A 22,757-nucleotide genomic window follows, 5' to 3' on the forward strand; every position below is an offset into this window, starting at 1 on the left:
ACAGGCAACAGTAGTGTTTGATGTTTCAAACAAAACCTACATACCATAAAAAGTACGAGCATCTGCTCGTACTTTTTTGTATTTCGTATTTGTTATGGTTTTTAATGGGTATGGGGCGTTTGCTAGTAAAACTAACAAAATTCTCAATGTTTATAGGGGGCATTTATTTGAGCTACGTTTAATAAACTGTATATATACTTTGGGTTGATTGTGTTTTGTTTTAAAAAACTGCCTTAGCTATTTGTTGAATATTGGTTGATCTTCCCATTGAGTAATAATGTAAAATAGGCACTCCTTTTTGCTGTAATTCCTTACTTTGAGTTATGCACCACTCTACCCCTACCTGTCGTACTTCTGCGTTACTTTTACAATTCACCACCTCTTTTACCAAAACATCCGGTAAATCTACTTTAAAACGGTGCGGAATTAAATTCAATTGTTTTTTGGTCGAAATAGGCTTTAACCCTGGAATAATAGGAACCGTAATACCTTCTTCTCTGCATTTTTCTACAAACTCAAAGTATTTTTCGTTATCGAAAAACATTTGAGTTACTACATAGTTTGCTCCATTTTTGATTTTCTTCTTTAAGAAATGAATGTCAGAATCTAAACTTGGTGCTTCCATATGCTTTTCAGGATATCCTGCTACACCAATACAAAAATCGGTTTTTGATGAGTTTTGCAAATCATCATCTAAATATCTTCCTTTATTTAGGTTTTCTATCTGCGTAACTAGCTCACTAGCATACCCGTGACCTTCTTTTTCTGGTTTAAAATAGGTTTCGCTTTTTACAGCATCACCTCGCAATGCAACTACGTTATCAATTCCTAAAAAGTCGAGGTCAATTAAAAAGTTTTCGGTGTCTTCTTTGGTGAATCCTCCACATAAAATATGCGGAATGGCATCTACTTGATATTTATTTTGAATCGCCGCACAAATACCTACCGTACCTGGACGTTTTTTTACCACTTGTTTTTTTAAGAGTCCGTCCCCTAACTCTTTATACACGTATTCTTCACGATGGTAGGTTACGTCTATAAATGGTGGATTAAACTCCATTAACGGATCAATATTTTTGAATATTGACTCTATTGTATCTCCCTTTAATGGTGGAAGTATTTCAAACGAAAATAGTGATGTTCCGTTCGCATTTTCTAAGTGTTCTGTTACCTTCATAAGTATGGCTTATAAAGGCGTATTTAATTACACCAATGAGGCTACAAATAACGATACCGCTGCCATTACTAGTAATTGTATTGCAAACCGAATCTCTAAATTATACTTTTTCATTTGTCTAATTTTATTGATTTTTTATAGGGCAATATTACTATTGTTTTGTAGCTTTTAGTTTACCTAACTTAAAACTTATTGTTAATTAAATACGCTCTTCTGTTTGTTTATTTTAAATTATTCTTAATTGTCTGAAATATTAGAATGCAACCATTTTCTGGCTTTCTCTAAGGCTATGTTTTTTCTTTCTGCGTAATCTCTTACTTGGTCGTCTGTTATTTTTCCTAAACCAAAATACTTAGCTTCTTCGTTAGCAAAGTAATATCCCGAAACTGCTGCTGCTGGCCACATAGCTAAACTTTCGGTTAAGGTTACTCCTATATTCTTTTCTACCTGTAAAAGCTCCCAAATGGTCTCTTTCTCCAAATGGTCTGGACATGCAGGGTAACCAGGTGCTGGACGAATTCCTTTGTAATCTTCTTTTATTAACTCATTATTAGTTAAATTTTCTTCGGAAGCATAGCCCCAATGTTTGGTTCTAACTCTGTGGTGTAAATATTCTGCTAAAGCTTCAGCAAAACGGTCGGCAATGGCTTGTGCCATTATTGCGTTGTAATCATCGTGATTTTCTTTGTATTGCAATGCCAGTTCATCAGCTCCAAAAATGGCGGTACAAAAAGCCCCTATATAATCTGTTCTTTCTGTTTCTTTAGGCGCAATAAAATCTGCCAATGCAAAACTTGGTTTTCCTTCACGCTTTTTTAACTGCTGTCGTAAAGTTCTAAACACAACTACTTCTTTTCCTTTCTTTTGTACTGAAATATCATCATCGTTTATAGAGTTTGCTTCAAACAAACCAAAAATAGCTTTGGGTTTTAAGGCTTGTTTTTCTATAATTTGTTGCAACATTTCGTGTGCATCTTTATATAAACTAGTTGCCTCTACTCCTACTATTTCATCTTCTAAAATATCTGGATATTTTCCGTGCAAATCCCACGAACGAAAAAACGGACTCCAATCAAAATACGGTACTAAATCTTTTAAACTTACCTGTTCTAACTTTTGTACACCTAATTCTTTAGGCTTGGTAATGTTAGTTGTTTCCCAATCTATTTTAAATTTTCGCTCTCTTGCTTCTGCAATAGGTATGTAATGCTTTTGTTTTCCTCGTTTTAAAAACTTATCACGAAATTCTTCATAATCTTTCTTCAACTTGGCAACATATTCATTGGAGGTTTCTTTGTTTAATAAATCTCCAACTACAGTTACCGCTCTTGACGCATCGTTTACGTGTACTACTGCATTTTTATACTGCGTATCAATCTTTACTGCAGTATGTGCCTTTGAAGTTGTTGCTCCACCAATTAATAATGGAATTTCCAAGTTTTGACGCTCCATTTCTTTCGCTAAATACACCATTTCATCTAACGAAGGTGTTATCAATCCGCTTAAACCAATAGCGTCTACTTTTTCGTTTTTAGCGGTTTCAATGATTTTCTCTGGTGGAACCATTACTCCTAAATCTACTATTTCGTAGTTATTACACCCTAAAACAACAGATACTATATTTTTACCAATATCGTGTACATCTCCTTTTACAGTTGCCATGAGTATTTTTCCTATAGCTTGCTGTTCTTCGCTTTTATCTGCTTCTATATACGGGTTTAAATAGGCTACTGCTTTTTTCATTACTCTAGCAGATTTTACTACCTGTGGTAAAAACATTTTTCCTTCTCCAAACAAATCTCCAACTACGTTCATTCCTGTCATTAAATGTCCTTCAATAACGTGTAATGGTTTTGTAACGCTTAAACGTGCTTCTTCTGCATCTTCTTCAATAAAAGTATCTATTCCTTTTACTAACGAATGTGTAATACGTTCTTGTAACGGTAAACTCCTCCATTCTAAAACCTGCTCGCTGCTTTCTTTTTTAGTTCCTTTTACTGTTTCAGCAAATTCTAATAAGCGTTCAGTTGCATCGTCTCTCCTATCTAAAACAACATCTTCAATATGTTCTAATAAATCCTTCGGAATATCGTCGTACACCTCCAACATTGCAGGGTTTACAATTCCTATATTCATACCTGCTTTGATGGCATAGTATAAAAACACCGAGTGCATGGCTTCACGAACCACATTATTACCTCTAAAAGAAAACGACACGTTACTTACACCTCCACTCACACTTACATGGGGTAAGTTTTCACGTACCCATCGGGTAGCTTCAATAAAATCTAACGCATTTTTTCGATGTTCTTCCATTCCAGTAGCTACAGGAAATATGTTTAAATCGAAAATGATATCTTCTGGCGGAAAGTGAACGATGTTCACTAATATATTGTAAGAACGCTCTGCTATTTCAATTCTTCGTTTATAAGTATCTGCTTGCCCAACTTCATCAAAAGCCATTATTATTACTGCGGCTCCGTATCGTTTAACCTGCGTAGCTTCCCAAATAAACTTTTCTTCTCCTTCTTTTAAGGATATTGAGTTTACGACCGATTTTCCTTGTACTACCTGTAATCCCGCTTCAATAATTTCCCATTTAGAACTATCAATCATAATAGGAACTCTCGCAATATCTGGTTCGGATGCAATTAGATTTAAAAAGCGCACCATGGCTTCTTTTCCTTCAATTAAACCATCATCAAAATTAATATCAATAATTTGCGCCCCACCATCTACTTGATGACGGGCAATTGCCAAGGCTTCATCAAACTTTTCTTCTTTTATCAATCGGAGAAATTTACGTGATCCTGCTACATTGGTTCGCTCACCTACATTGATAAAATTACTTTCGGGTGTAACAATTAACGGTTCTAAACCAGATAACTTCATATGTCGTCTTTCTTCACTCATCTACTAACTATTTTGTGTTACTGAAATAAACTCAGCGTGACGCGGTTTGTACTTCGCTGCTATTGCTGCTATTGCTGAAATATGTTTTGGTGTGGTACCACAACACCCTCCTATAATATTGATTAGATTCTTCTTTAGGTATTCTTCTATTTGTTCTGCGGTTTCTTCTGGGGTTTCGTCATATTCTCCAAAGGCATTGGGCAATCCTGCATTGGGATGTGCCGAAATAGCAAATTCTGTTTTAGAAGCGATTGCCTCTAGGTGAGGTTGTAATAAGTTAGCTCCTAAAGCACAATTAAATCCTACGGATAGTAACGGAATGTGTGATATTGAAATTAAAAAAGCTTCTGCTGTTTGTCCTGATAATGTTCTTCCTGAAGCATCAGTAATGGTTCCAGAAACCATGATAGGAATTTCTATATTTCGTTCCGCTTTTACTTCTTCAATGGCAAATAAAGCGGCTTTGGCATTTAGAGTATCAAATACAGTTTCTACCAACAAAATATCTGAACCGCCATCAATTAAGGCTTCTACTTGTTCCTTATAAGCAATACGTAGTTCATCAAAAGTTACCGCTCTGTATCCTGGATCGTTTACATCTGGCGACATGCTTGCCGTACGATTGGTAGGTCCTATAGAACCTGCCACAAATCGAGGTTTATGAGGTTCTCTTGCAGTGAACTCTTCAGCTACTTCTTTGGCTATTTTCGCAGATTGATAATTTAACTCGTATACCAACTCTTCCATTTGATAATCTGCCATGGCAATGGTAGTTCCTGAAAAAGTATTGGTTTCTACAATGTCTGCCCCTGCAGCAAAATATTTTCTGTGTACTTCTTTTACGGCTTCGGGTTGTGTAATGGATAACAAGTCGTTGTTTCCTTGTAACGGAGTTGGATAATCTTTAAAACGTTCTCCACGAAAATCTTCTTCAGTAAACTTATATTCCTGAAGCATGGTTCCCATAGCGCCATCGAGTACGAGAATTCGTTTTTGTATTTCTTGATAAATGTTTGACATTCCTGATATTTAGTGTAATGTTATCAGGAAAAGAGGAAGTAAAATTCTTTTCGTTATCTCCCTGCGAATGCAGTAGAATGTAGCACCTTCTTTGTTTGCACAAAGGGTTGCTAAGGTTTCAAAGGGTCTATTCCCTCCACCTTTCTTGATAACATCAATACGTTAATGAACGAGGCAAAGTTATAGTATTATTTTTTATTTACCCAATTTTTATTTTAGTTTTAAATAACGGAAAGAAAAAGAACACTTTTGTTACTAGATAAGAAAACTAAACAAGTGAGTCTTTTTCTTATTTTCAAGGTCTAGGCTAGAATTTTGTATCTTATTTTTTGACACGATTAAAAAAGCGCTGGAATTAAATCACAGCGCTTTTAAGTTTGCCTTTATTTTTGTTTCACCTCACTAGCACGATATACATCATCTTCTGCTTTAAATATCTTAAATTGAACCTCGTAACCTTCTGGTACATAAATAACAATTGGTAATTTCCCGTTATACCTTACTGTTGTTGGCTGACTAGATACAAATTTTTTGACTTTGCTACTTTCAAAACAAGCCATTCGAGTAGATATAACTCCGCCATCAGTTTTGAAATCATAATACGAATACCCCCATCCTTCAAGGTCTTTTTTTTCTATACTTCCTATAAGACCGTGCTTATTACAAGTATCTACTTCCATCCATTTTCCAATAACAAATTCTATTTTTTTGTTACTATCATTATCTGAATGCGGAACTTCAATAATCATTTGTTTATACCCTTTCTCTGGTTTAGGATATATTGATACATCCGTTTTTGTTAAAGACGCCTGTCCTACAGCCATAGAAGTAATAGTTAAGAATACGATTAAAAATAATTTGTTGATTTGCCTTGAAATTGTTCTCATAATAAAATAATTTTCCTAGAGCTTTTCAACATGTATGCCAAAAGTTAATCTAACTAAGACTTTTGTATTCATTCTTAAATTATTTACCATTCTTTTAACAACTATGAAAAGTGATGTTAGAATACAAACACATTCTCTGCTAGTTTAAAACCTTATGCTAAATACCTAAATAATAGTTCTTTTGTTTTATTTCTTGCTATGGTTACCCTTTTGATACAATTGCTATGAAAGAAAAATACTTGTAATAACATGTTATTTTTCTTTCTTCCATTTTTTACATGCGTTTATGAGTGGCTCAACCAGAATCATGTACGACGTCACCACTACGAACAGAAGATATGCTATTCCAATTAAGGTATAGAGAGTTCTCATGTAATCATTTTTAGCTTCTTACTAAAAGTTTCAATGTTGACTTCTGCCTTTTTAATAGAAATTGTTTGTTAAAATTTAAAAATTAGCTTTATCCCTTCTTAGGGAAAGCTCAGCGTAACGCGCTGATGGTTCCGTTGCCTTGAGGAAAGACCAGCGAAGCTCGCTGACGGTTCTGTTTACTTATATTTTCACCCCTAACTCCTTTGAGAAAGAAAAAATGTAAAAAATTACTAAATCAACATATGTAAAGACTTTGTAACTACTTCCCTTTTAATTTTGCCCTATTCTTAAACAATTATAGTATGACTTTAATAGATAACCTTGAGTGGCGATACGCTACTAAAAAATTTGATGCTTCTAAAAAAGTTTCAATACAGCATATAGAACTTTTAAAAAGAGCGATTCAATTAGCTCCTTCTTCTTATGGTCTGCAATTGTATACCGTTTTGATTATAGAAGACAGTGCGATAAAAGAGCAATTAAAAACTGTTTCTTACGGACAGAGCCAAATTACTGATGCTTCGCATTTATTTGTGTTTTGTAATTATTCAAAGGTTACCAATGACCATATAGATGCTTATTTTTCTTTAAAATCTGAAATAGAACAGGTAGACATTTCTAATTTTAAAGGGTATGCTGATTTTATTAAATCTGACGTTACGAATAGAACTTTGGTTGAAAAGAACAAGTGGACTTCTAACCAAGTTTACCTTGCTTTGGGGAATTTACTAAATGCTTGTTCAGAGCTTAAAATAGATGCTTGTCCTATGGAAGGTTTTGACGCCGAAGCTTATAACAAAATATTAGACTTGGATAAGTTAGGGTTAAATGCTACTGTTGTTGCTCCTGTTGGTTATCGTTCTGACGAAGACCATTCTCAAAACACACACAAAGTGAGAAAACCTATGGAAAATCTTTTTATAGAGTATAAACAACATAAAGAACAGCCTACAAAACGAACTCTAAAATCTGCTTTATTATTTAGTTTTTATTAATACATATACTAAAAGAAATTATACTTGTTTTCTTATTTCCCTATTACCTCATTTAAAATATTATAAACGTACATTTTTTGTGCGGTTTTTTATTTTGTTTTATATTGGCTACTCGAAATAAGAAAAATAAAATTGCTAAAAACTTCTACTTATCCTACCATAAAAGGAATCTAATTAGTAATTTTATTATGTATGTAAATAAGTTGTAGTACATTTTTAAAATCAACAAAACCTAATATTGAACTATGAATAATATCGTTAATTTTATTATGCTTTTAACTTTATTATTCTTCTCTAACAATACTATCGGATAAGAGAATAAGACTGACCTAAAAGTGGAGACTTAGAATAGAGTTTTATTATTGACCGAACCTGTCGATAGAGTTTATACTAATACTTGGTAAGCATATAAACTAGATAATGAAGAAATAGCATTGATTTCGGAAGGTAAATCAAAAGAAATAAGAAGTTATATAACTTTTAATTATGAAAACGAAAACTACGTAATATCTGCTTCAACTAATTTTAACCATAATATTACAGAAGAGGAATTTAAAGAGTTTGTTCCTACTAAAATTATTGATTTGTGTAGAAAAATTCAGTGTAGTAATTAATATAAGCCAATAAATGAACATTTCCTCTTTTCACCTTATAAAAATTCCATTTGGAAAAGCGATTAAAGGATTATTTTTAAACTTGATAAAAAAGAACACAAAAGGTCTAATTTATTCTGAATATATGACTACAATGACTTTAGGTTCTCCTATTCTATCTCCTTCTCGTTTTTTAATAAGAGAAGTAGCAATTTTTGCTCAATGGGAAAGCGAAAAAGACCTTGACAACTTTTTAGAAAAAGACAATTTTGGAAAAGTATTAAACAAAGGTTGGCACATTCGCTTAGGTTTTATGAGAGAATGGGGAAAGATAAAAGGATATAAAATACCTAAAGAAAAAGAAACCTTAGACAATCCCAACTCTCCTGTAGTTGTAGTAACAATTGCTCGTATGAAACCTTTAGCAGTTCCGAGATTCTTACATTGGGGAAGACCAGTTGAAAAATTAGTAAGGGATCATTCTGGAACATTACTTTCTCTTGCATCTTTCAAATTCCCGAATACAATTTCTACCTTTTCAATTTGGAAAAATGTAAACGAAATGGAGAGTATGGTTCACGGTCATAGTAAAATTCCAAAACCTAAAAGACACTCAAATGCAATGAAAGAAAGAGAGCGCAAAAACTTTCATTTTGAGTTTACAACCCTAAGATTTAAACCACTTTCTGAATATGGTTCTTGGAAAGGTAATAGCAATTACACTAAGAAAACTGTTTAATAATGGGATTTGCTTTTATAAAACAGAACTTTCAAGATTGGGTTACTCAACAATGGGTAATTGTTTCAGGTAAAAAAATAAATTCAAAAGAATATGAATGGTTGTTAGGTCCATTTGGAAACACAAATGGAATTGGAGAAAAATTTATTAAGCAATTAGAAAAAAACGAAAATTTAGAAATCTGTAAATCTGAACTAAGTAAAGGATTAATAACCTCTATTAACCAATTAAAATTACCAACAACTGAACTTAATAAGTTATCAAAAAATGTAATTGACTTTTACGAAAACACGAGTAGTTATGAATTTGAATTGAAAACTAAATGGAATCCTATTTTTAAGTTTTTGGGCTACCTCCTTAAAATACTTTTCAGTAATAGAATTGAACAACTGAACATTCCTATGAATAACAGCAAAAACACTAAAGGAATGAATAGCAATATTATTCAACTAATTGATAAAAAAACGAAAAAAGTAAAACGAACGATTTGGTTAAGAACATTTAAAAAAACGGAACAAGTTGTTTATTCAGGTGTTTATGAAACTTGTACAATTCCGAATGGAACAACCTGTATAAAAGCAATATTTCCATTACCAAATGGGAATGCCACAGTTATTTTACAACCAAGCGTTGGTAGCAACGGAGAACTAAGCTTAAAGTCTGTAGGTAGAAAAATTGGAGATAGTGGATTTTACTTTTTGCTAAAAGACAAAAATGGAAATTTATGGACAAAATATATAAAGTCATTTAAAGACAATCTTATAGTGAGTTTTAACGACGGAAAAATAAAAGCAAATCAAACACTAAAATTTTATGGCTTGAGAGTACTTAATTTTAAATACAACATAAAAAAACATGCAACAAAGATGTATAATTAAAAATTAATACCTTTCTTCACTAAATTGAAGTTTCAAATGAGTACAAAAAGTTAAATGCTACTGTTAAATTAGACTCTACTAATTAATCGTTATAAAAGCATATTGTCTATAAAAAACAGTACTTTGTAGTACAAATAATAAACCATGTACGAAAAAAGAACAGAAGCACCTATCAATAAAAAAAGGTTTTATATCAGACTATTAAAACACTTTTTGAGTATTTTAGTATTGATAGCTTTTTCACTTTTAATAGGTATTTTGGGGTTCATTACTTTTGAAGATTTAACCTTAAGTGAGTCTTTTTTACATTCATCAATCATGTTATCGGGCTTAGGACTTATTGAGAAGCCAAGTTCTCAAAGCGGACACATTTTTGCTGGCATATACGGACTTTATGCTGGATTAGTGTTTATAGCTTCTTTGGGCATATTAATAAGCCCTATCATTCATCGAATTATACATAAGTTTCATTGGGATGATAACAAGTAAAATGTTAACTAATAGCTCTTTTCGTAAAAAAATATTTATTAAAATTCCCGCACTTAGGCGGGAATTCTTGTATTATTAAATAAGTAAAGACAGTTTATTGAAATAAATCCGAAGATAAATAACGATCACCTCTATCACAAATGATAGCTACAATAACCCCTTTATCAATAGTTTTGGCTATTTCTAGGGCTGCATGTACCGCTCCTCCACTACTCATTCCTGCAAAAACACCTTCTTCTTGTGCTAGCTTTCTGGTCATGTTTTTTGCATCGTTTTCATCTAGCTCTACCACTTGATCCACCTTACTTTTGTTAAAGAATTTAGGTTGATATTCTGGCGACCACTTACGAATTCCAGGTATTCTAGCTCCATCTTTAGGTTGTGCTCCTACAATTTGTACCTCAGGGTTTTGTTCTTTTAAATAGGTAGACACTCCCATAATGGTTCCTGTAGTTCCCATGGCTGAAACAAAATGAGTTATTGCTCCTTCGGTATCGTTCCAAATTTCTGGACCTGTAGTTTTATAGTGTGCTTTCCAATTATCAGTATTTTCAAACTGGTTGAGCATAAAATAGCCTTTTTTATAGCGTAATTCCATCGCTACATCTCTAGAACCTTCAATACCTTTTTCTGCATCTGTTAAAATAACCTCAGCTCCGTAAGCACGCATGGTTTTTACACGTTCTTCAGTAGAGTTTTCAGGCATCACCAATACCATATTTACTCCTAATACTTTTGCCATGAGTGCTAACGCAATTCCTGTGTTTCCACTAGTTGCTTCTACTAAATAATCTCCTTGACGGATATTTTTCCTTTTAATAGCTTCAGCAATCATATTAAAGGCTGCTCTATCTTTTACACTTCCGCCTGGGTTATTTCCCTCTAGTTTTAATAATAGTTTTACGCCTTCCTTTTGAAGTATGTTAGATACTTCTATTAGTGGCGTATTTCCTATACTATCTATAATTGTTTTAGTTTTCATGGTTAATTTAGTACCTACATCATTTAACATAGGATTTTCTAGTGGTTATTTTATTTTCCGACTCATAGGTTACAATAGATCCTTCGGGTACAGAGGTGGTTACGCAAACATTTGCGCCTATTACGCTATCTCTTCCTATTACTACATCTCCTCCTAAAATAGTTGCGTTGGCATAAATGGTTACATTATTTTCAATCGTTGGATGCCTTTTTGTAGAAGCTAATTCTTTTTTAACTTGAATTCCTCCTAAGGTAACTCCCTGATATATTTTTACATTTTTTTTAATAATAGTGGTTTCTCCAATCACAATTCCTGTTGCATGATCTACAAAAAACGAATCGCCAATTGCTGCTCCTGGATGAATATCTGTTCCTGTTAATCCATGCGCATATTCACTCATCATTCTTGGTAAAATAGGAATTTCCATTTTATACAATTCATGACTCAATCGATACACTGCTATCGCATGAAACCCTGGATATGCTAAATACACTTCTCCTAAGCTTTTACAGGCTGGATCTGTTTGTTCAAATGCTTTGGCATCTAAATCTAACTTTTCTCGTATTTCACAAAATGTTTGTTGGTATACAGCCCATGCTTCTGGAGCATTTTTAATAGCCAAGCCATTTAAAATTTTTATAAACTTCTCTTTTAAATGGTTTGCTTTTTCTTGACATACATCATTAAACAATGCGTAAAATAATTGTTTTGTAAAGTTTTCAACATCATCTTTTAATGATAAATCGTATTGTTTGAATTGCATTTACTAATTTTTTACAAAAATAACTAACTTTCAGGAGCTAGCTCAACTTCAAGTCCTTCTAATTCAGATGTCATTTGAATTTGACATCCTAGTCGGCTATTTTCTTCTACATGAAAGGCTTCTGCTAACATTGCATCTTCATCGTCATTTATTTCAGGTAATTCATGATTTGACTTTACATAACATTGACAAGATGCACACATTGCCATTCCTCCACAGATTCCTATAGTTCCTTCAGGAGCTAATTCGTATGATCGAACCACTTCCATTAAGTTCATTGCCATATCTGTCGGAGCAACTACCTCATGCATTACACCTTCACGGTCTATTATTTTTATATTAATGTCTTGACTATCCATTTGTAACAATTTCTTATAGGAATCAGTAGTTAGGAAGGCTTTTCTATTTTGTTGGTAAAGAAGTTTCTACTTAAAACTTGTAATTACAACAAAATTATACGCTTAACTCCTAACTACTTTCATCCTAATCCCCATTATTGAATTGCTTTTACTACTGCTTTTGGTGCTTCTTTTCTTGTACCATCAAAACCGTCTACACCGCCAACAGTGGTATACTTCATCACATACTTTTTATCTGGATGGATGCGTTTGTATGCACTTTGACACATGAGTGTTGCCTCATGAAATCCACATAAAATTAATTTCAATTTTCCTGGATAGGTATTTACATCTCCAATAGCATAGATACCTTCTACATTCGTTTGATAATCCAACGCATTGTTTACTTTAATAGCATTCTTCTCAATTTCTAATCCCCAATTGGCAATTGGTCCTAATTTAGGCGCTAATCCAAATAATGGGATAAAGTGGTCGGTATCTATCATATAAGGTTCTTTCCCTTTTTCTTCTACCACAACACCTGTTACATGGTTTTCACCTAATACTGCTTTTACCTCAGCAGGTGTTATTAAATTAATCTTGCCTAAATTCTTTAATTCTTGAACTTTTTCTACAGAATCTAATGCTCCTCTAAACTCATTTCTTCTATGAATTAAGGTTACCGATTTTGCTACATCACTTAAGAAAATAGACCAATCTAGGGCAGAATCTCCTCCTCCAGCAATTACCACATCTTTATCGCGATATAGTTCTGGCTCTTTAATCATGTACTCTACTCCTTTATCTTCAAAGTCAGCGATATTTGGAATCGGTGGTTTACGAGGTTCAAAACTTCCTAAGCCTCCTGCTATAGCTACTACAGGTGCTTGATGTTTTGTTCCTTTATTAGTGGTTACGATATATGTTCCGTCATCTTGTTTTTCAATAGTATCAGCGCGTTCACCCAATGTAAATCCTGGTTCAAATTGTTTTATTTGTTCTAGTAAGTTCTTAGTTAAGTCTCCTGCTAAAATCTCTGGATATGCTGGAATATCATAAATTGGTTTCTTCGGATAAATTTCTGAACACTGCCCTCCTGGTTGTGGTAAGGCATCAATTAAATGACAACGTAATTTTAATAATCCTGCTTCAAAAACGGTAAATAGTCCTGTAGGACCTGCTCCTATAATTAATATATCTGTTTGTATCATTTGTACTCTATTTCACTAAACTCTCTGTTAGCTTATTTAATGTTTCTACTTTTTGTTCAAAGTTTCCTTTGATAGTTTTTCTATAACTATTTAAGTTTTGTACTAATTGATTGATGTCTTCTGGAATTACTTCCTCAAAAAACTGACGTAACCTCTTAGCCGTTGTTGGTGATTTACCGTTGGTTGAAATAGCTACTTTTACATTCCCTTTGGTTACAATTCCACCCATGTAAAAGTCACAATACGGTGGATTGTCTGCTACATTCACCAATTTATTTTGACTCCTACAATCTTTATACACTTGTATATTTACTTCTGGAACATCTGTTGTTGCAATCACTAAATGTTTTCCTTGTAAATAGGTGTCGTTATAGCTATCTGTTATCATATTTACCTTACCTTGTTTAGCTACTTCAACGGTTTCTTTTCTAAAAAAAGGTGCGACTATGGTTACGATAGCATCTGGACTCGATTTTAATAAAAATCGTAATTTTTCCTCTGCAACAAATCCACCTCCAACAATTAACATCTCTAACTCTTTTGTTTTTAAAAAGATTGGGTACAGGTTATTTCTTTCTTCCTTCATTAATATTCTTTTTAAACTTATTTAATATTGTTGCCTGTTTTTAATAGTTTTCATTTTAAAAAGTCTTGTATATTTTCTATTGGTAGGATAACACCTACCTTTTGTCATATTATTAAATAACAGAGCTACTACAAAAAGAATTAAAGTTCCTGTTAATACAGGAGATAGGACATACATATACCCTAATGATTTAATTTTTTCAGTCCCTATAACTGCTATTAATGCTGTAGCTCCTCCTGGTGGATGAAGTGTTTTTGTATACTGCATTGCTATGATAGAAAATGAAACAGCTAATGGTGCTGATATCCATACAACACTTGGTACTAAGTTGTATATAGTTACTCCTATTATAGCAGATACTACATGACCTCCTATTAAGTTTCTAGGTTGTGCTAAAGGACTTTGAATTGCTCCATATATTAAAACACAAGATGCTCCAAAAGAACCTATTAAAAAAATATTTTCGATATCTGGCAAATAGAATGATTGAATAAATGCAATTAAACCTATACCAAAAAAAGCACCGATAAATGACCAAAAGCTTTCTTTAAAATCAAGTAAGGTTTCTTTATAAAGAATATATCTTGTTATTCTAATGCTTCTTTGAATTCTTTGTTTTACCATTACTAAAACTTCTTTATACCACTTCTTTTAAAACAGCTTCTTGTTGTACTTGTAGCAATTGCTGCCTGTGGTTTACTACGTCTCCTAACACAATAATAGCAGGATTACTCAAGTTATTTTTAGCGACTACTTCTTCGATTGTATCTACAGTACCTATTCCTATTTTTTCTTCAAGAGTTGTTCCATTTTGAATAATCGCTACGGGTAATTCGCTCTTTCCTGCTTCTTTAAAAAGATGAATAATTTCTGAGAGCTTTCCCATACCCATTAATATAACAACCGTTGCACTCGATTTTACTGCTAAAGCAACATCGTTTGACAATTGGTGCTGTTTGGTAGTTCCTGTAATTACCCAAAAACTTTCTGAACTTCCTCTTTTTGTTAAGGGAATGTTCTGATATGCTGGTACTGCTAATGAAGATGAAATACCTGGTACTACAGCAACTTCTAATCCGTGTTTAGCTGCGTATTCCATTTCTTCTGATCCTCTACCAAAAATAAAAGGGTCACCTCCTTTTAAACGTACTACATGTCCGTGAGAAAAACCTCTTGCGACAATCAACTCATTAATCTGTTCTTGTTGATATCTGTAACACCCTCTGCGTTTTCCTACAAAGATTACTTCTGCATTCGGATTCACATATCCTAACAGGTCATTATTTACCAATGCATCGTACAATACCACATCGGCTTGTTCTAATGCTTTGATTGCTTTTAAGGTGATTAAATCAGCATCTCCTGGTCCTGCACCTACTACGGTTAATTTTGGTTGATTTTTCATTGGACTCTCCTTTTTTAACTTTCTACGGCTACTTTTCGGTAAGCATCTACCTTTTTGTAAAACGATGTCGCTTCTTCTAAATACTTTTTTGCAAAAGCTTCCGTAGGTTCATTTTCATTGATTTGATAAATCAACTCGGCAAATGAACTTGGTAATTCTATTTTATTTGTTGCTACAAAAACTTCATCAAAATTGGTGATGATTCCCGCCTGTGTATTGGTTTTTGCTCCTTCTGATGTTAATAATGCTTTAGCTGTGTTTACCATAGCAGCATAGGCATGGTAAATACTATCAGACCATTGTTGACTGTTCAAGGCTTGTGCTGCATTTTCTAACTTTTCTTCACTTTCAAATAGTAAAGTTGCTACCAAATCAATTACAACTCCTGCACATTCACCCACTCCTATGGCTTTTACATAGTTTTTATCGTGTCCCCAATCAATAAAATCATCTTCTTTTAAATTGGTAGTATCTGATAATTCTTTTAAAAGATCATAGAAATACGTTTTTCCCTGTCTATCATAATAGCTTAAAAAGTCTTCCTCTTCTTGTTTATGTTGTTCAAAATCGTTTAACAAGATTCGTAAAGACTCTGGTCCTCTTTTACTTGGGATTTTTACTAATTTATCAGAGAAACGTCCGCTTCCATCTCCTAAAACTCCACCGCCAACTAATACTTGTAAAGCGGGTGCTAACAACTTTCCTACTTTTATTGACATTCCTTGAAAACCAATGTGTGCCATGTTGTGTTGCCCACAAGCATTCATACATCCACTAATTTTAATCGTAATGTCTTTATTATTTACATACTGCGGATATTCAGCTTTTAACACACGTTCTAGTTCAGCTGCGATTCCTGTACTACTTGATATCCCTAAATTACAGGTATCGGTTCCTGGACATGCTGTGATGTCATTTAAACTGTTATATCCTGCTTCTGCAAAGCCTAGCTTTTGTAATTCACTGTAGAAAAACGGTAAAAACTCTTCTCTTACGTGACGAATCAAAATATTTTGACGTAGCGTAAAGCGCAATTCATTCGATCCATATTTCTTGGTTAAATCTGCTAACAAACGTGCTTTATCGGTATAAAAATCTCCTAAATGCACTTTAATCCCTATCGCATATAGTCTATCTTGCTTTTGCTTGAAAACATTGGTTCCTTTCCAGTTTTTATACGCTTCTTCATTTTCTATCACTACAGATGGAGCTTCGTTGGTTTCAAAAGCAATACCTTGTTCAAAATCGGTAGTATCTATCGGATAGGTTTTATACGCCAATGCGTTTCTTTCAGCGGCTACTAACTCTAAGAAAGCATCTACTCCTAAATCTTTTACTAAGAATTTTAAGCGGGCTTTGGCTCTTTTTGCACGTTCTCCGTAACGATCAAATACACGTAAAACACCTTCAATAGTAGGAATTAATAATTCAGTTTCTAAAAATTCATAAATCACATCTGCATGACGTGGTTGTGAACCCAATCCTCCTGCTAATAATACTTTAAATCCTTTTACCTCTTTACCGTCAACTGTTTTCGTTTTAGCAATGAATCCTAAGTCGTGAATAAAACTCAATGCGGTATCTTCTTCTGTTGCAGAAAAAGACATTTTGAATTTCCTTCCCATTTCTTGACAGATTGGATTACGCAAGAAAAATTGAAAGGTTGCATGTGCATACGGCGATACGTCAAACGGTTCTTTTGGGTCTATTCCTGCCGTTTCTGAAGCTGTAACATTACGTACGGCATTACCACAAGCTTCACGCAATGTAATATCATCTTTTTCTAACTGTGCCCATAACTCAGGTGTTCTGTCTAAACTTACGTGGTGAATTTGAATATCTTGACGTGTAGTAATGTGTAAACGACCACGTGAATACTCATCAGAAACATCTGCTATTCTATGTAACTGTTCGCTCGTAACTTTACCATACGGTAATTTGATACGAATCATTTGTACCCCAAACTGACGTTGTCCATATATTCCTCTGGCTAAACGTAAGCTTCTAAAACGTTCTTCATCTATTTTTCCTTCGCTAAACAAGCGTATTTTACGCTCTAACTCTAGGATATCTTTTTCTACTAAAGGGTTCTCTATTTCTGATCTAAAACTTTGCATCTGTTTTACTCCTTAATTTGCTTGTAAAAGCGTTGATATTAGTTATGTAAGAATTCTTGTTTTGCCAACAATTGTTCTTCGGTTTCTACATGTGTATCATCTGGCACACAACAATCTACAGGACATACTGCTGCACATTGAGGTTCTTCATGAAATCCTTTACATTCAGTACATTTATTAGGTACTATAAAATAGTATTCGTCTGATACTGGTTCGTTATCTTCATCTGCATTTACAGAAGTTCCGTCAAGTAACGCTATATTTCCTTGTAATGAAGTTCCTTCACTATACTTCCAGTCACTTGCTCCTTCATAAATAGCTGTATTTGGGCATTCTGGTTCGCAAGCTCCACAGTTGATGCATTCATCTGTAATGATTATTGCCATAACTTTTATTATTTACTTGATAAAACCAACTCCTGAGGTAGTATTGGTTTTAGGGTTGATGATTATAAATGCTCCGTTTGCTTTATTTTCTTCATACGAATCAACAAACAACGGTTTACTAACCTTTAAACTCACCTCTCCTATTTCATTTAGTAATAATTGAGATGGAGCTTTTTCTTTTCCTGTAAAGTCAGTACGAATTAAAGCTGTTAGTTCGGTTATTTTTGCTTGTACATCGTTTACTCCGTGTTTGATGTAATATTTTTGAGAGGCTTGTAATGGTGTTTTATCCATCCAACAAATTGTAGCTTCTAACTGTTTTACTACAGAGGGTTCTTCTCCTACTTTTACCAACATATCTCCTCTACTTACGTTTACATCATCTTCTAGAGTGATATTAACTGAACTTCCTCTTTTTGCTCTTGCATATTCTTTATCAAAAAATTGAATACTTTTTATGGTTGATTTTGTTGCAGATGGTAATACCGTTACAGGGTCTCCTACTACTAAATCTCCTCCGTACAATTTCCCTGCATATCCTCTAAAGTCATGGTACTCATCTGTTTTAGGACGGATAACTGTTTGCACAGGAAAACGTGCTTTTGACACTTCTTCTGTATCTTCAGAACCTAAGTTTTCAAGATGATTCAATAATGTTTCTCCTTTATACCATGGAGTGTTTTCTGAAGACTTCACAACATTGTCTCCTTTTAAGGCAGAAAGTGGAATAAATGTGATGTTTTGGTTTTGATACTCACTTTTCTTAGCTAGATATTCTATTTCTCCTTTTATCTGGTTGAATTTTTCTTCTGAAAAGTCAACCAAATCCATTTTGTTAACAGCTACTATCACATCTTTTACTCTCAATAAGTTATTGATAAAGAAGTGACGATAGGTTTGTTCAACCACTCCATTTCTGGCATCTACCAAAATGATAGAAGCTTGTGAGTTTGAAGCTCCTGTTACCATGTTTCTAGTATACTCTATATGACCTGGAGTATCGGCTATGATAAAACTGGTTTTTGGTGTTGAAAAATATATATGAGCTACATCAATAGTGATTCCTTGTTCGCGTTCTGCTACCAACCCATCTGTTGCTAAAGAAAAGTCTAAGTAATCAAACCCACGTTGCTTACTTTTTTCTTCTATCGCTTCTAGTTTGTCTTGGGTTAATGATTTTGTGTCGTATAAAATTCGCCCTATTAGCGTACTCTTTCCGTCATCTACACTTCCTGCTGTTGCTATTTTTACTACGTTCATCTTTATGCTGTTGGCTATTCGCTTTTAGCTGTTCGCCTTTTTATTATTATTATTTAGATCTTAATCTTGCTAACAGCCAAAGGCCAATAGCTAAAACCTATATTTTAAAAATATCCTTGTTGTTTACGCTTTTCCATCGCTGCTTCAGAGCGTTTGTCATCAATCCTTGCGCCTCTTTCTGATATGGTTGATTCTCTGATTTCATCTACCACAGTATCAATATCTATTGCGTCTGATAAAACCGCTGCTGTACAACTCATATCTCCTACGGTTCTAAATCGTACCATACGCTCTTGTACTTCTTCTTCTTTTTCTCTAAACACAACTTCATCGTTTGCAGACCAGATTAATCCGTCTCTAATAAAAGTGGCTCTTTTATGAGCGAAATAGATGGATGGAATTTCAATTTGTTCTTGTTGTATGTACGACCATACGTCTAGCTCTGTCCAGTTAGATATAGGAAAAACACGAACATTTTGACCTAAATCTATTCTTCCATTTAGCATATCGAACAATTCTGGACGTTGATTTTTTTCATCCCATTGTCCGAAATCGTCTCGTACTGAAAAAATACGTTCTTTGGCTCTCGCTTTTTCTTCATCTCTACGCGCTCCGCCGATACATGCGTCGAAACCAAATTCTTCAATGGCATCTAATAACGTTTCGGTTTGTAACATGTTTCGGCTTGCGTATTTTCCTTTTTCTTCTTTTACTTTACCTGCATCAATATTGTCTTGTACTTGACGTACTATTAACTCAACGTCTAATTCTTTCACCAAACGGTCTCTAAACTCAATCGTTTCAGGAAAGTTATGTCCTGTATCTATGTGTAATAAAGGAAACGGAATTTTTGCTGGATAAAATGCTTTTTGAGCAAGTCGCACCAGTGTTATGCTATCTTTGCCCCCCGAAAACAATAACACCGGTTTTTCAAATTGCGCGACTACTTCTCTTAATATGTATATGGCTTCGCTTTCTAAAGCTCCTACTTGTATAGTTTGTGTATTCATAATCATGTTCTTTAAATATGTAAACCACATTCTCTGTTACTTTCTACTTTTGTGGGATCGAAGTATTTAAACTCATTTGGTATTTGGTGTTCTTCTAAGTAAGCATCTAGTTCTTCATCTGACCAATGGTAAAATGGACTTACTTTTAATACTCCTTCTTTACTTTTTGAAACAATATCAATACTATCTCTAAAAGCTGTTTGTCCTTTTCTTAAGTTGGTAAACCAAACATCTGGTTTGTGTTCATTCATTGCTCTTTTGAAAGGCTCTAACTTTACTTGTTCTGTAAAAACAGCATGTTTTGGATCATCAATTGTTGGTAAACCTAAAGTGATGTTTCTGTGTGCTACTGTTTGTTTAGGTACATACAACTGAATGTTTAATTGTAGTTTTTCAATTAATTCTTCAGCATGTTTATAGGTTTGTGGAGTATTATATCCTGTATCACACCAAATAACATCTATACTTTTTTTTACTGATGCTACTGCGTGTAAAATAACTCCTTCATAGGGACGAAAGTTTGTGGTTACTACTGCTTTGTTTGCTTGTAATAATGCCCAAACAATAATCTCTTTTGGAGATTTGTTTTTTAACTCTGCGTTTACTGCTTCTAAATTCATTGTTTCTATACTCATTTTTTACCCCATTTAATACTGTTCCAAACTCTTTCGTGAAAAAAGTACAATAACATTTTTGTTACTAATTCTACAGCTCCAATTGAAAAGGCTGTTTTTACTTGTCCTGTAATTACCCATGATATTAGTATTGTATCTATGGTTCCAACAACTCTCCAACTTATTGATTTTACAATACTTCTTATTGGTTTTTCAGAACGTTTATCTTCTTTATAATTTGCTCTATTTTCTATTACTTGCTCTACAATCATTTTTAAAATACCATTACCCTATCGGAATACTAGGTTTTAAGTCGGCAAATATACAGATGCTTTTTAATTCTCCAAGGAGAAATCAAAAAAATATTTGAATTTTACAATTTGTTAATACTACACTAAATCTGCAAGTGTATTATTTCGAAGTACTTGTAGCGTATTATCTCTTACTTGAATCATTAATTTGTGTACTGAGCATGCTTCTTCATCTGGGCAGTCATCACATTTTTCATAATAATTCAAACTAACACATGGCACCATAGCAATGGGTCCTTCAAGTGTTCTAATTACATCAGTCATTTTAATTTCGCTTGATGGTTTTAGTAGGTAATAGCCTCCTCCTTTTCCTTTTTTGGCTCCTAAAATTCCTGATTTTCGTAAGGTGAGTAATATGCTTTCTAAAAATTTGTGCGAAATATTTTCCTTTTCTGATATGGTTGCTATTTGTACCATAGTGCCCTTTTCTTGCCTAGCAATAAAGGTAAGCGCCTTAATTCCGTATTTTGTTTTCTTAGAAAGCATATTACAAATATATGCTTTACTTCTTAATTATTTAATGCTTGATTTAAATCGTTAATTACGTCTTCTACGTTTTCTAATCCTACCGAACATCGTACTAAACCGTCTGTTATTCCTACTTCTAATCGGTCTTCTTCATTTAATTTACTATGGGTTGTTGATGCTGGGTGTGTTACAATGGTTCTTGTGTCTCCTAGGTTTGCTGATAGGGAGCATAGTTTTATGCTATTCAAAAATTTGCGTCCTGCTTCTATACCTCCTTTCACTTCAAAAGCCACAATGTTTCCTCCTAATCGCATTTGTTTTTTAGCGATTTCATATTGTGGATGTGATGTTAAAAACGGATACTTTACCAAGTTTACTTTTGGGTGTTCTTCTAAAAACTGTGCTACTTTCAAGGCATTTTCACAATGTTTTTCTACCCTGATTGATAAGGTTTCCAAACTTTTAGATAACACCCAAGCGTTGAATGGTGACATTGCTGGACCTGTATTTCTTGAGAATAAATAGATTTCTTTTACTAGTTCTGCTTTTCCTACTGTAACTCCTCCTAAGACACGTCCTTGCCCGTCTATGAGTTTTGTTGCTGAGTGAATTACTAAGTCTGCTCCAAATTTTATTGGGTTTTGTAGGTATGGGGTTGCGAAGCAGTTATCTATTACTAATAATATGTTGTGTTTCTTTGCAATGCTTCCTAATAGTTCTAAATCTAAAATATCTACTGCTGGGTTTGTTGGTGTTTCTGCATATAATATTTTGGTATTTGGTTGTATTAGACTTTCTATTTTTTCTGCTTCTGTTATTTTAAAGTAGCTTGTTTCTATATTCCACTTTGGTAAATACTTTGTAAACAAACTGTGTGTTGAACCAAATACTGAACGACATGATACGATATGGTCTCCTGCATTTAACAGGGCTCCAAAGGTTGAAAACACGGCTGCCATACCTGTTGCGAATGCGTAGCCTGCTTCGGCACCTTCCATAGCCACTATTTTATCGACAAATTCTGTGGTATTCGGGTTTGAAAATCGACTGTATAGGTTTCGTTGCTTTTCTTCTGCAAATGAGGCTCTCATATCTTCTGCATCGTCAAATACAAAACTTGAGGTTAGGTATATGGGTGTAGAATGCTCTGAAAATTGTGAGTGTTCTGTTTGTGTTCGTATGGCTTGTGTTTCAAAATGTTTACTCATGTTTGTTTTTTAAAGGGTGTAACTTATTTGTTTGT

The 22,757-nt window shown here is 33.8% G+C and carries 23 protein-coding genes and 1 riboswitch; of the genes, 4 read left to right on the forward strand and 19 right to left on the reverse strand.

Annotated elements, in window-relative coordinates:
* Window positions 1-220 precede the first annotated feature (220 nt).
* The 4 genes from metF to MK851_RS11365 form a co-directional block, all read right to left on the reverse strand.
* A complete protein-coding gene (gene metF / locus MK851_RS11350; protein ID WP_320244012.1) occupies window positions 221-1,177 on the reverse strand; it encodes a methylenetetrahydrofolate reductase [NAD(P)H] in 957 nt (318 codons plus the stop codon).
* Between the two features lie 237 nt (window positions 1,178-1,414).
* Entirely contained in the window at window positions 1,415-4,090 is a 2,676-nt protein-coding gene (gene metH / locus MK851_RS11355) for a methionine synthase (protein WP_320244014.1), read from the reverse strand.
* 3 nt (window positions 4,091-4,093) lie between these two features.
* Entirely contained in the window at window positions 4,094-5,110 is a 1,017-nt protein-coding gene (locus MK851_RS11360) for a homocysteine S-methyltransferase family protein (RefSeq protein ID WP_320244016.1), read from the reverse strand.
* 50 nt (window positions 5,111-5,160) lie between these two features.
* A riboswitch (SAM riboswitch) is annotated at window positions 5,161-5,265 on the reverse strand.
* Window positions 5,266-5,493: 228 nt separating this feature from the next.
* Window positions 5,494-5,997, reverse strand: a complete 504-nt coding sequence (locus MK851_RS11365; protein ID WP_320244018.1) for an ecotin family protein — start codon at window positions 5,995-5,997, stop codon at window positions 5,494-5,496.
* 674 nt (window positions 5,998-6,671) lie between these two features.
* On the opposite strand from MK851_RS11365, the gene MK851_RS11370 reads away from it, so the two are divergent.
* The 4 genes from MK851_RS11370 to MK851_RS11385 all read left to right on the forward strand — a co-directional run bounded on the left by MK851_RS11370 (window position 6,672) and on the right by MK851_RS11385 (window position 10,063).
* On the forward strand, window positions 6,672-7,364 hold the full coding sequence (locus MK851_RS11370) for an NAD(P)H-dependent oxidoreductase (protein WP_320244020.1): 693 nt from the start codon (window positions 6,672-6,674) through the stop codon (window positions 7,362-7,364).
* Window positions 7,365-7,991: 627 nt separating this feature from the next.
* Window positions 7,992-8,696, forward strand: coding sequence for a hypothetical protein (locus tag MK851_RS11375; RefSeq protein ID WP_303508386.1), 705 nt, complete (start codon window positions 7,992-7,994; stop codon window positions 8,694-8,696).
* A gap of 2 nt (window positions 8,697-8,698) precedes the next feature.
* Entirely contained in the window at window positions 8,699-9,574 is an 876-nt protein-coding gene (locus MK851_RS11380) for a hypothetical protein (RefSeq protein WP_320244023.1), read from the forward strand.
* A 144-nt stretch (window positions 9,575-9,718) separates the two neighbouring features.
* On the forward strand, window positions 9,719-10,063 hold the full coding sequence (locus MK851_RS11385) for a hypothetical protein (protein ID WP_320244025.1): 345 nt from the start codon (window positions 9,719-9,721) through the stop codon (window positions 10,061-10,063).
* 94 nt (window positions 10,064-10,157) lie between these two features.
* On the opposite strand, the gene cysM is transcribed toward MK851_RS11385, so the two are convergent.
* From cysM to MK851_RS11460, 15 genes are all read right to left on the reverse strand, one after another.
* Window positions 10,158-11,045, reverse strand: coding sequence for a cysteine synthase CysM (gene cysM / locus MK851_RS11390; protein ID WP_303508390.1), 888 nt, complete (start codon window positions 11,043-11,045; stop codon window positions 10,158-10,160).
* 19 nt (window positions 11,046-11,064) lie between these two features.
* On the reverse strand, window positions 11,065-11,808 hold the full coding sequence (epsC, locus tag MK851_RS11395) for a serine O-acetyltransferase EpsC (protein WP_303508393.1): 744 nt from the start codon (window positions 11,806-11,808) through the stop codon (window positions 11,065-11,067).
* Window positions 11,809-11,831: 23 nt separating this feature from the next.
* Window positions 11,832-12,167 (reverse strand): 2Fe-2S iron-sulfur cluster-binding protein, encoded by a 336-nt coding sequence (locus MK851_RS11400; protein WP_303508395.1) that lies wholly within the window; start codon window positions 12,165-12,167, stop codon window positions 11,832-11,834.
* Window positions 12,168-12,301: 134 nt separating this feature from the next.
* Window positions 12,302-13,357 carry an NAD(P)/FAD-dependent oxidoreductase gene (locus tag MK851_RS11405; RefSeq protein WP_303508397.1) on the reverse strand — a complete coding sequence of 352 codons (1,056 nt, stop codon included), beginning with the start codon at window positions 13,355-13,357 and terminating at the stop codon, window positions 12,302-12,304.
* A gap of 7 nt (window positions 13,358-13,364) precedes the next feature.
* Window positions 13,365-13,943 (reverse strand): bifunctional precorrin-2 dehydrogenase/sirohydrochlorin ferrochelatase, encoded by a 579-nt coding sequence (locus tag MK851_RS11410; RefSeq protein ID WP_320244029.1) that lies wholly within the window; start codon window positions 13,941-13,943, stop codon window positions 13,365-13,367.
* Window positions 13,944-13,964: 21 nt separating this feature from the next.
* Complete coding sequence (locus MK851_RS11415) at window positions 13,965-14,567, reverse strand: HPP family protein (protein WP_320244030.1); 603 nt, start codon at window positions 14,565-14,567, stop codon at window positions 13,965-13,967.
* Window positions 14,568-14,580: 13 nt separating this feature from the next.
* On the reverse strand, window positions 14,581-15,348 hold the full coding sequence (gene cobA / locus MK851_RS11420; RefSeq protein ID WP_320244032.1) for a uroporphyrinogen-III C-methyltransferase: 768 nt from the start codon (window positions 15,346-15,348) through the stop codon (window positions 14,581-14,583).
* A gap of 14 nt (window positions 15,349-15,362) precedes the next feature.
* Complete coding sequence (locus MK851_RS11425; RefSeq protein WP_320244035.1) at window positions 15,363-17,465, reverse strand: HEPN domain-containing protein; 2,103 nt, start codon at window positions 17,463-17,465, stop codon at window positions 15,363-15,365.
* A gap of 38 nt (window positions 17,466-17,503) precedes the next feature.
* Entirely contained in the window at window positions 17,504-17,851 is a 348-nt protein-coding gene (locus MK851_RS11430) for a 4Fe-4S binding protein (RefSeq protein ID WP_320244037.1), read from the reverse strand.
* A gap of 12 nt (window positions 17,852-17,863) precedes the next feature.
* Window positions 17,864-19,111, reverse strand: a complete 1,248-nt coding sequence (locus tag MK851_RS11435; protein WP_320244038.1) for a sulfate adenylyltransferase subunit 1 — start codon at window positions 19,109-19,111, stop codon at window positions 17,864-17,866.
* A gap of 104 nt (window positions 19,112-19,215) precedes the next feature.
* Window positions 19,216-20,121, reverse strand: a complete 906-nt coding sequence (gene cysD / locus MK851_RS11440) for a sulfate adenylyltransferase subunit CysD (protein ID WP_303508412.1) — start codon at window positions 20,119-20,121, stop codon at window positions 19,216-19,218.
* 11 nt (window positions 20,122-20,132) lie between these two features.
* The gene (locus MK851_RS11445; RefSeq protein ID WP_413788388.1) at window positions 20,133-20,741 is read right to left on the reverse strand and encodes a phosphoadenosine phosphosulfate reductase family protein; all 609 of its coding nucleotides are present in this window, start codon (window positions 20,739-20,741) and stop codon (window positions 20,133-20,135) included.
* An 11-nt stretch (window positions 20,742-20,752) separates the two neighbouring features.
* On the reverse strand, window positions 20,753-21,007 hold the full coding sequence (locus MK851_RS11450; protein WP_115902311.1) for a DUF2061 domain-containing protein: 255 nt from the start codon (window positions 21,005-21,007) through the stop codon (window positions 20,753-20,755).
* Between the two features lie 117 nt (window positions 21,008-21,124).
* The gene (locus tag MK851_RS11455; RefSeq protein ID WP_303508415.1) at window positions 21,125-21,532 is read right to left on the reverse strand and encodes an RrF2 family transcriptional regulator; all 408 of its coding nucleotides are present in this window, start codon (window positions 21,530-21,532) and stop codon (window positions 21,125-21,127) included.
* A 23-nt stretch (window positions 21,533-21,555) separates the two neighbouring features.
* The gene (locus tag MK851_RS11460; RefSeq protein ID WP_320244044.1) at window positions 21,556-22,722 is read right to left on the reverse strand and encodes an O-succinylhomoserine sulfhydrylase; all 1,167 of its coding nucleotides are present in this window, start codon (window positions 22,720-22,722) and stop codon (window positions 21,556-21,558) included.
* Window positions 22,723-22,757: the final 35 nt, after the last annotated feature.

Source organism: Tenacibaculum sp. 1B UA (genome assembly GCF_033978845.1).
Lineage (GTDB): Bacteria > Bacteroidota > Bacteroidia > Flavobacteriales > Flavobacteriaceae > Polaribacter.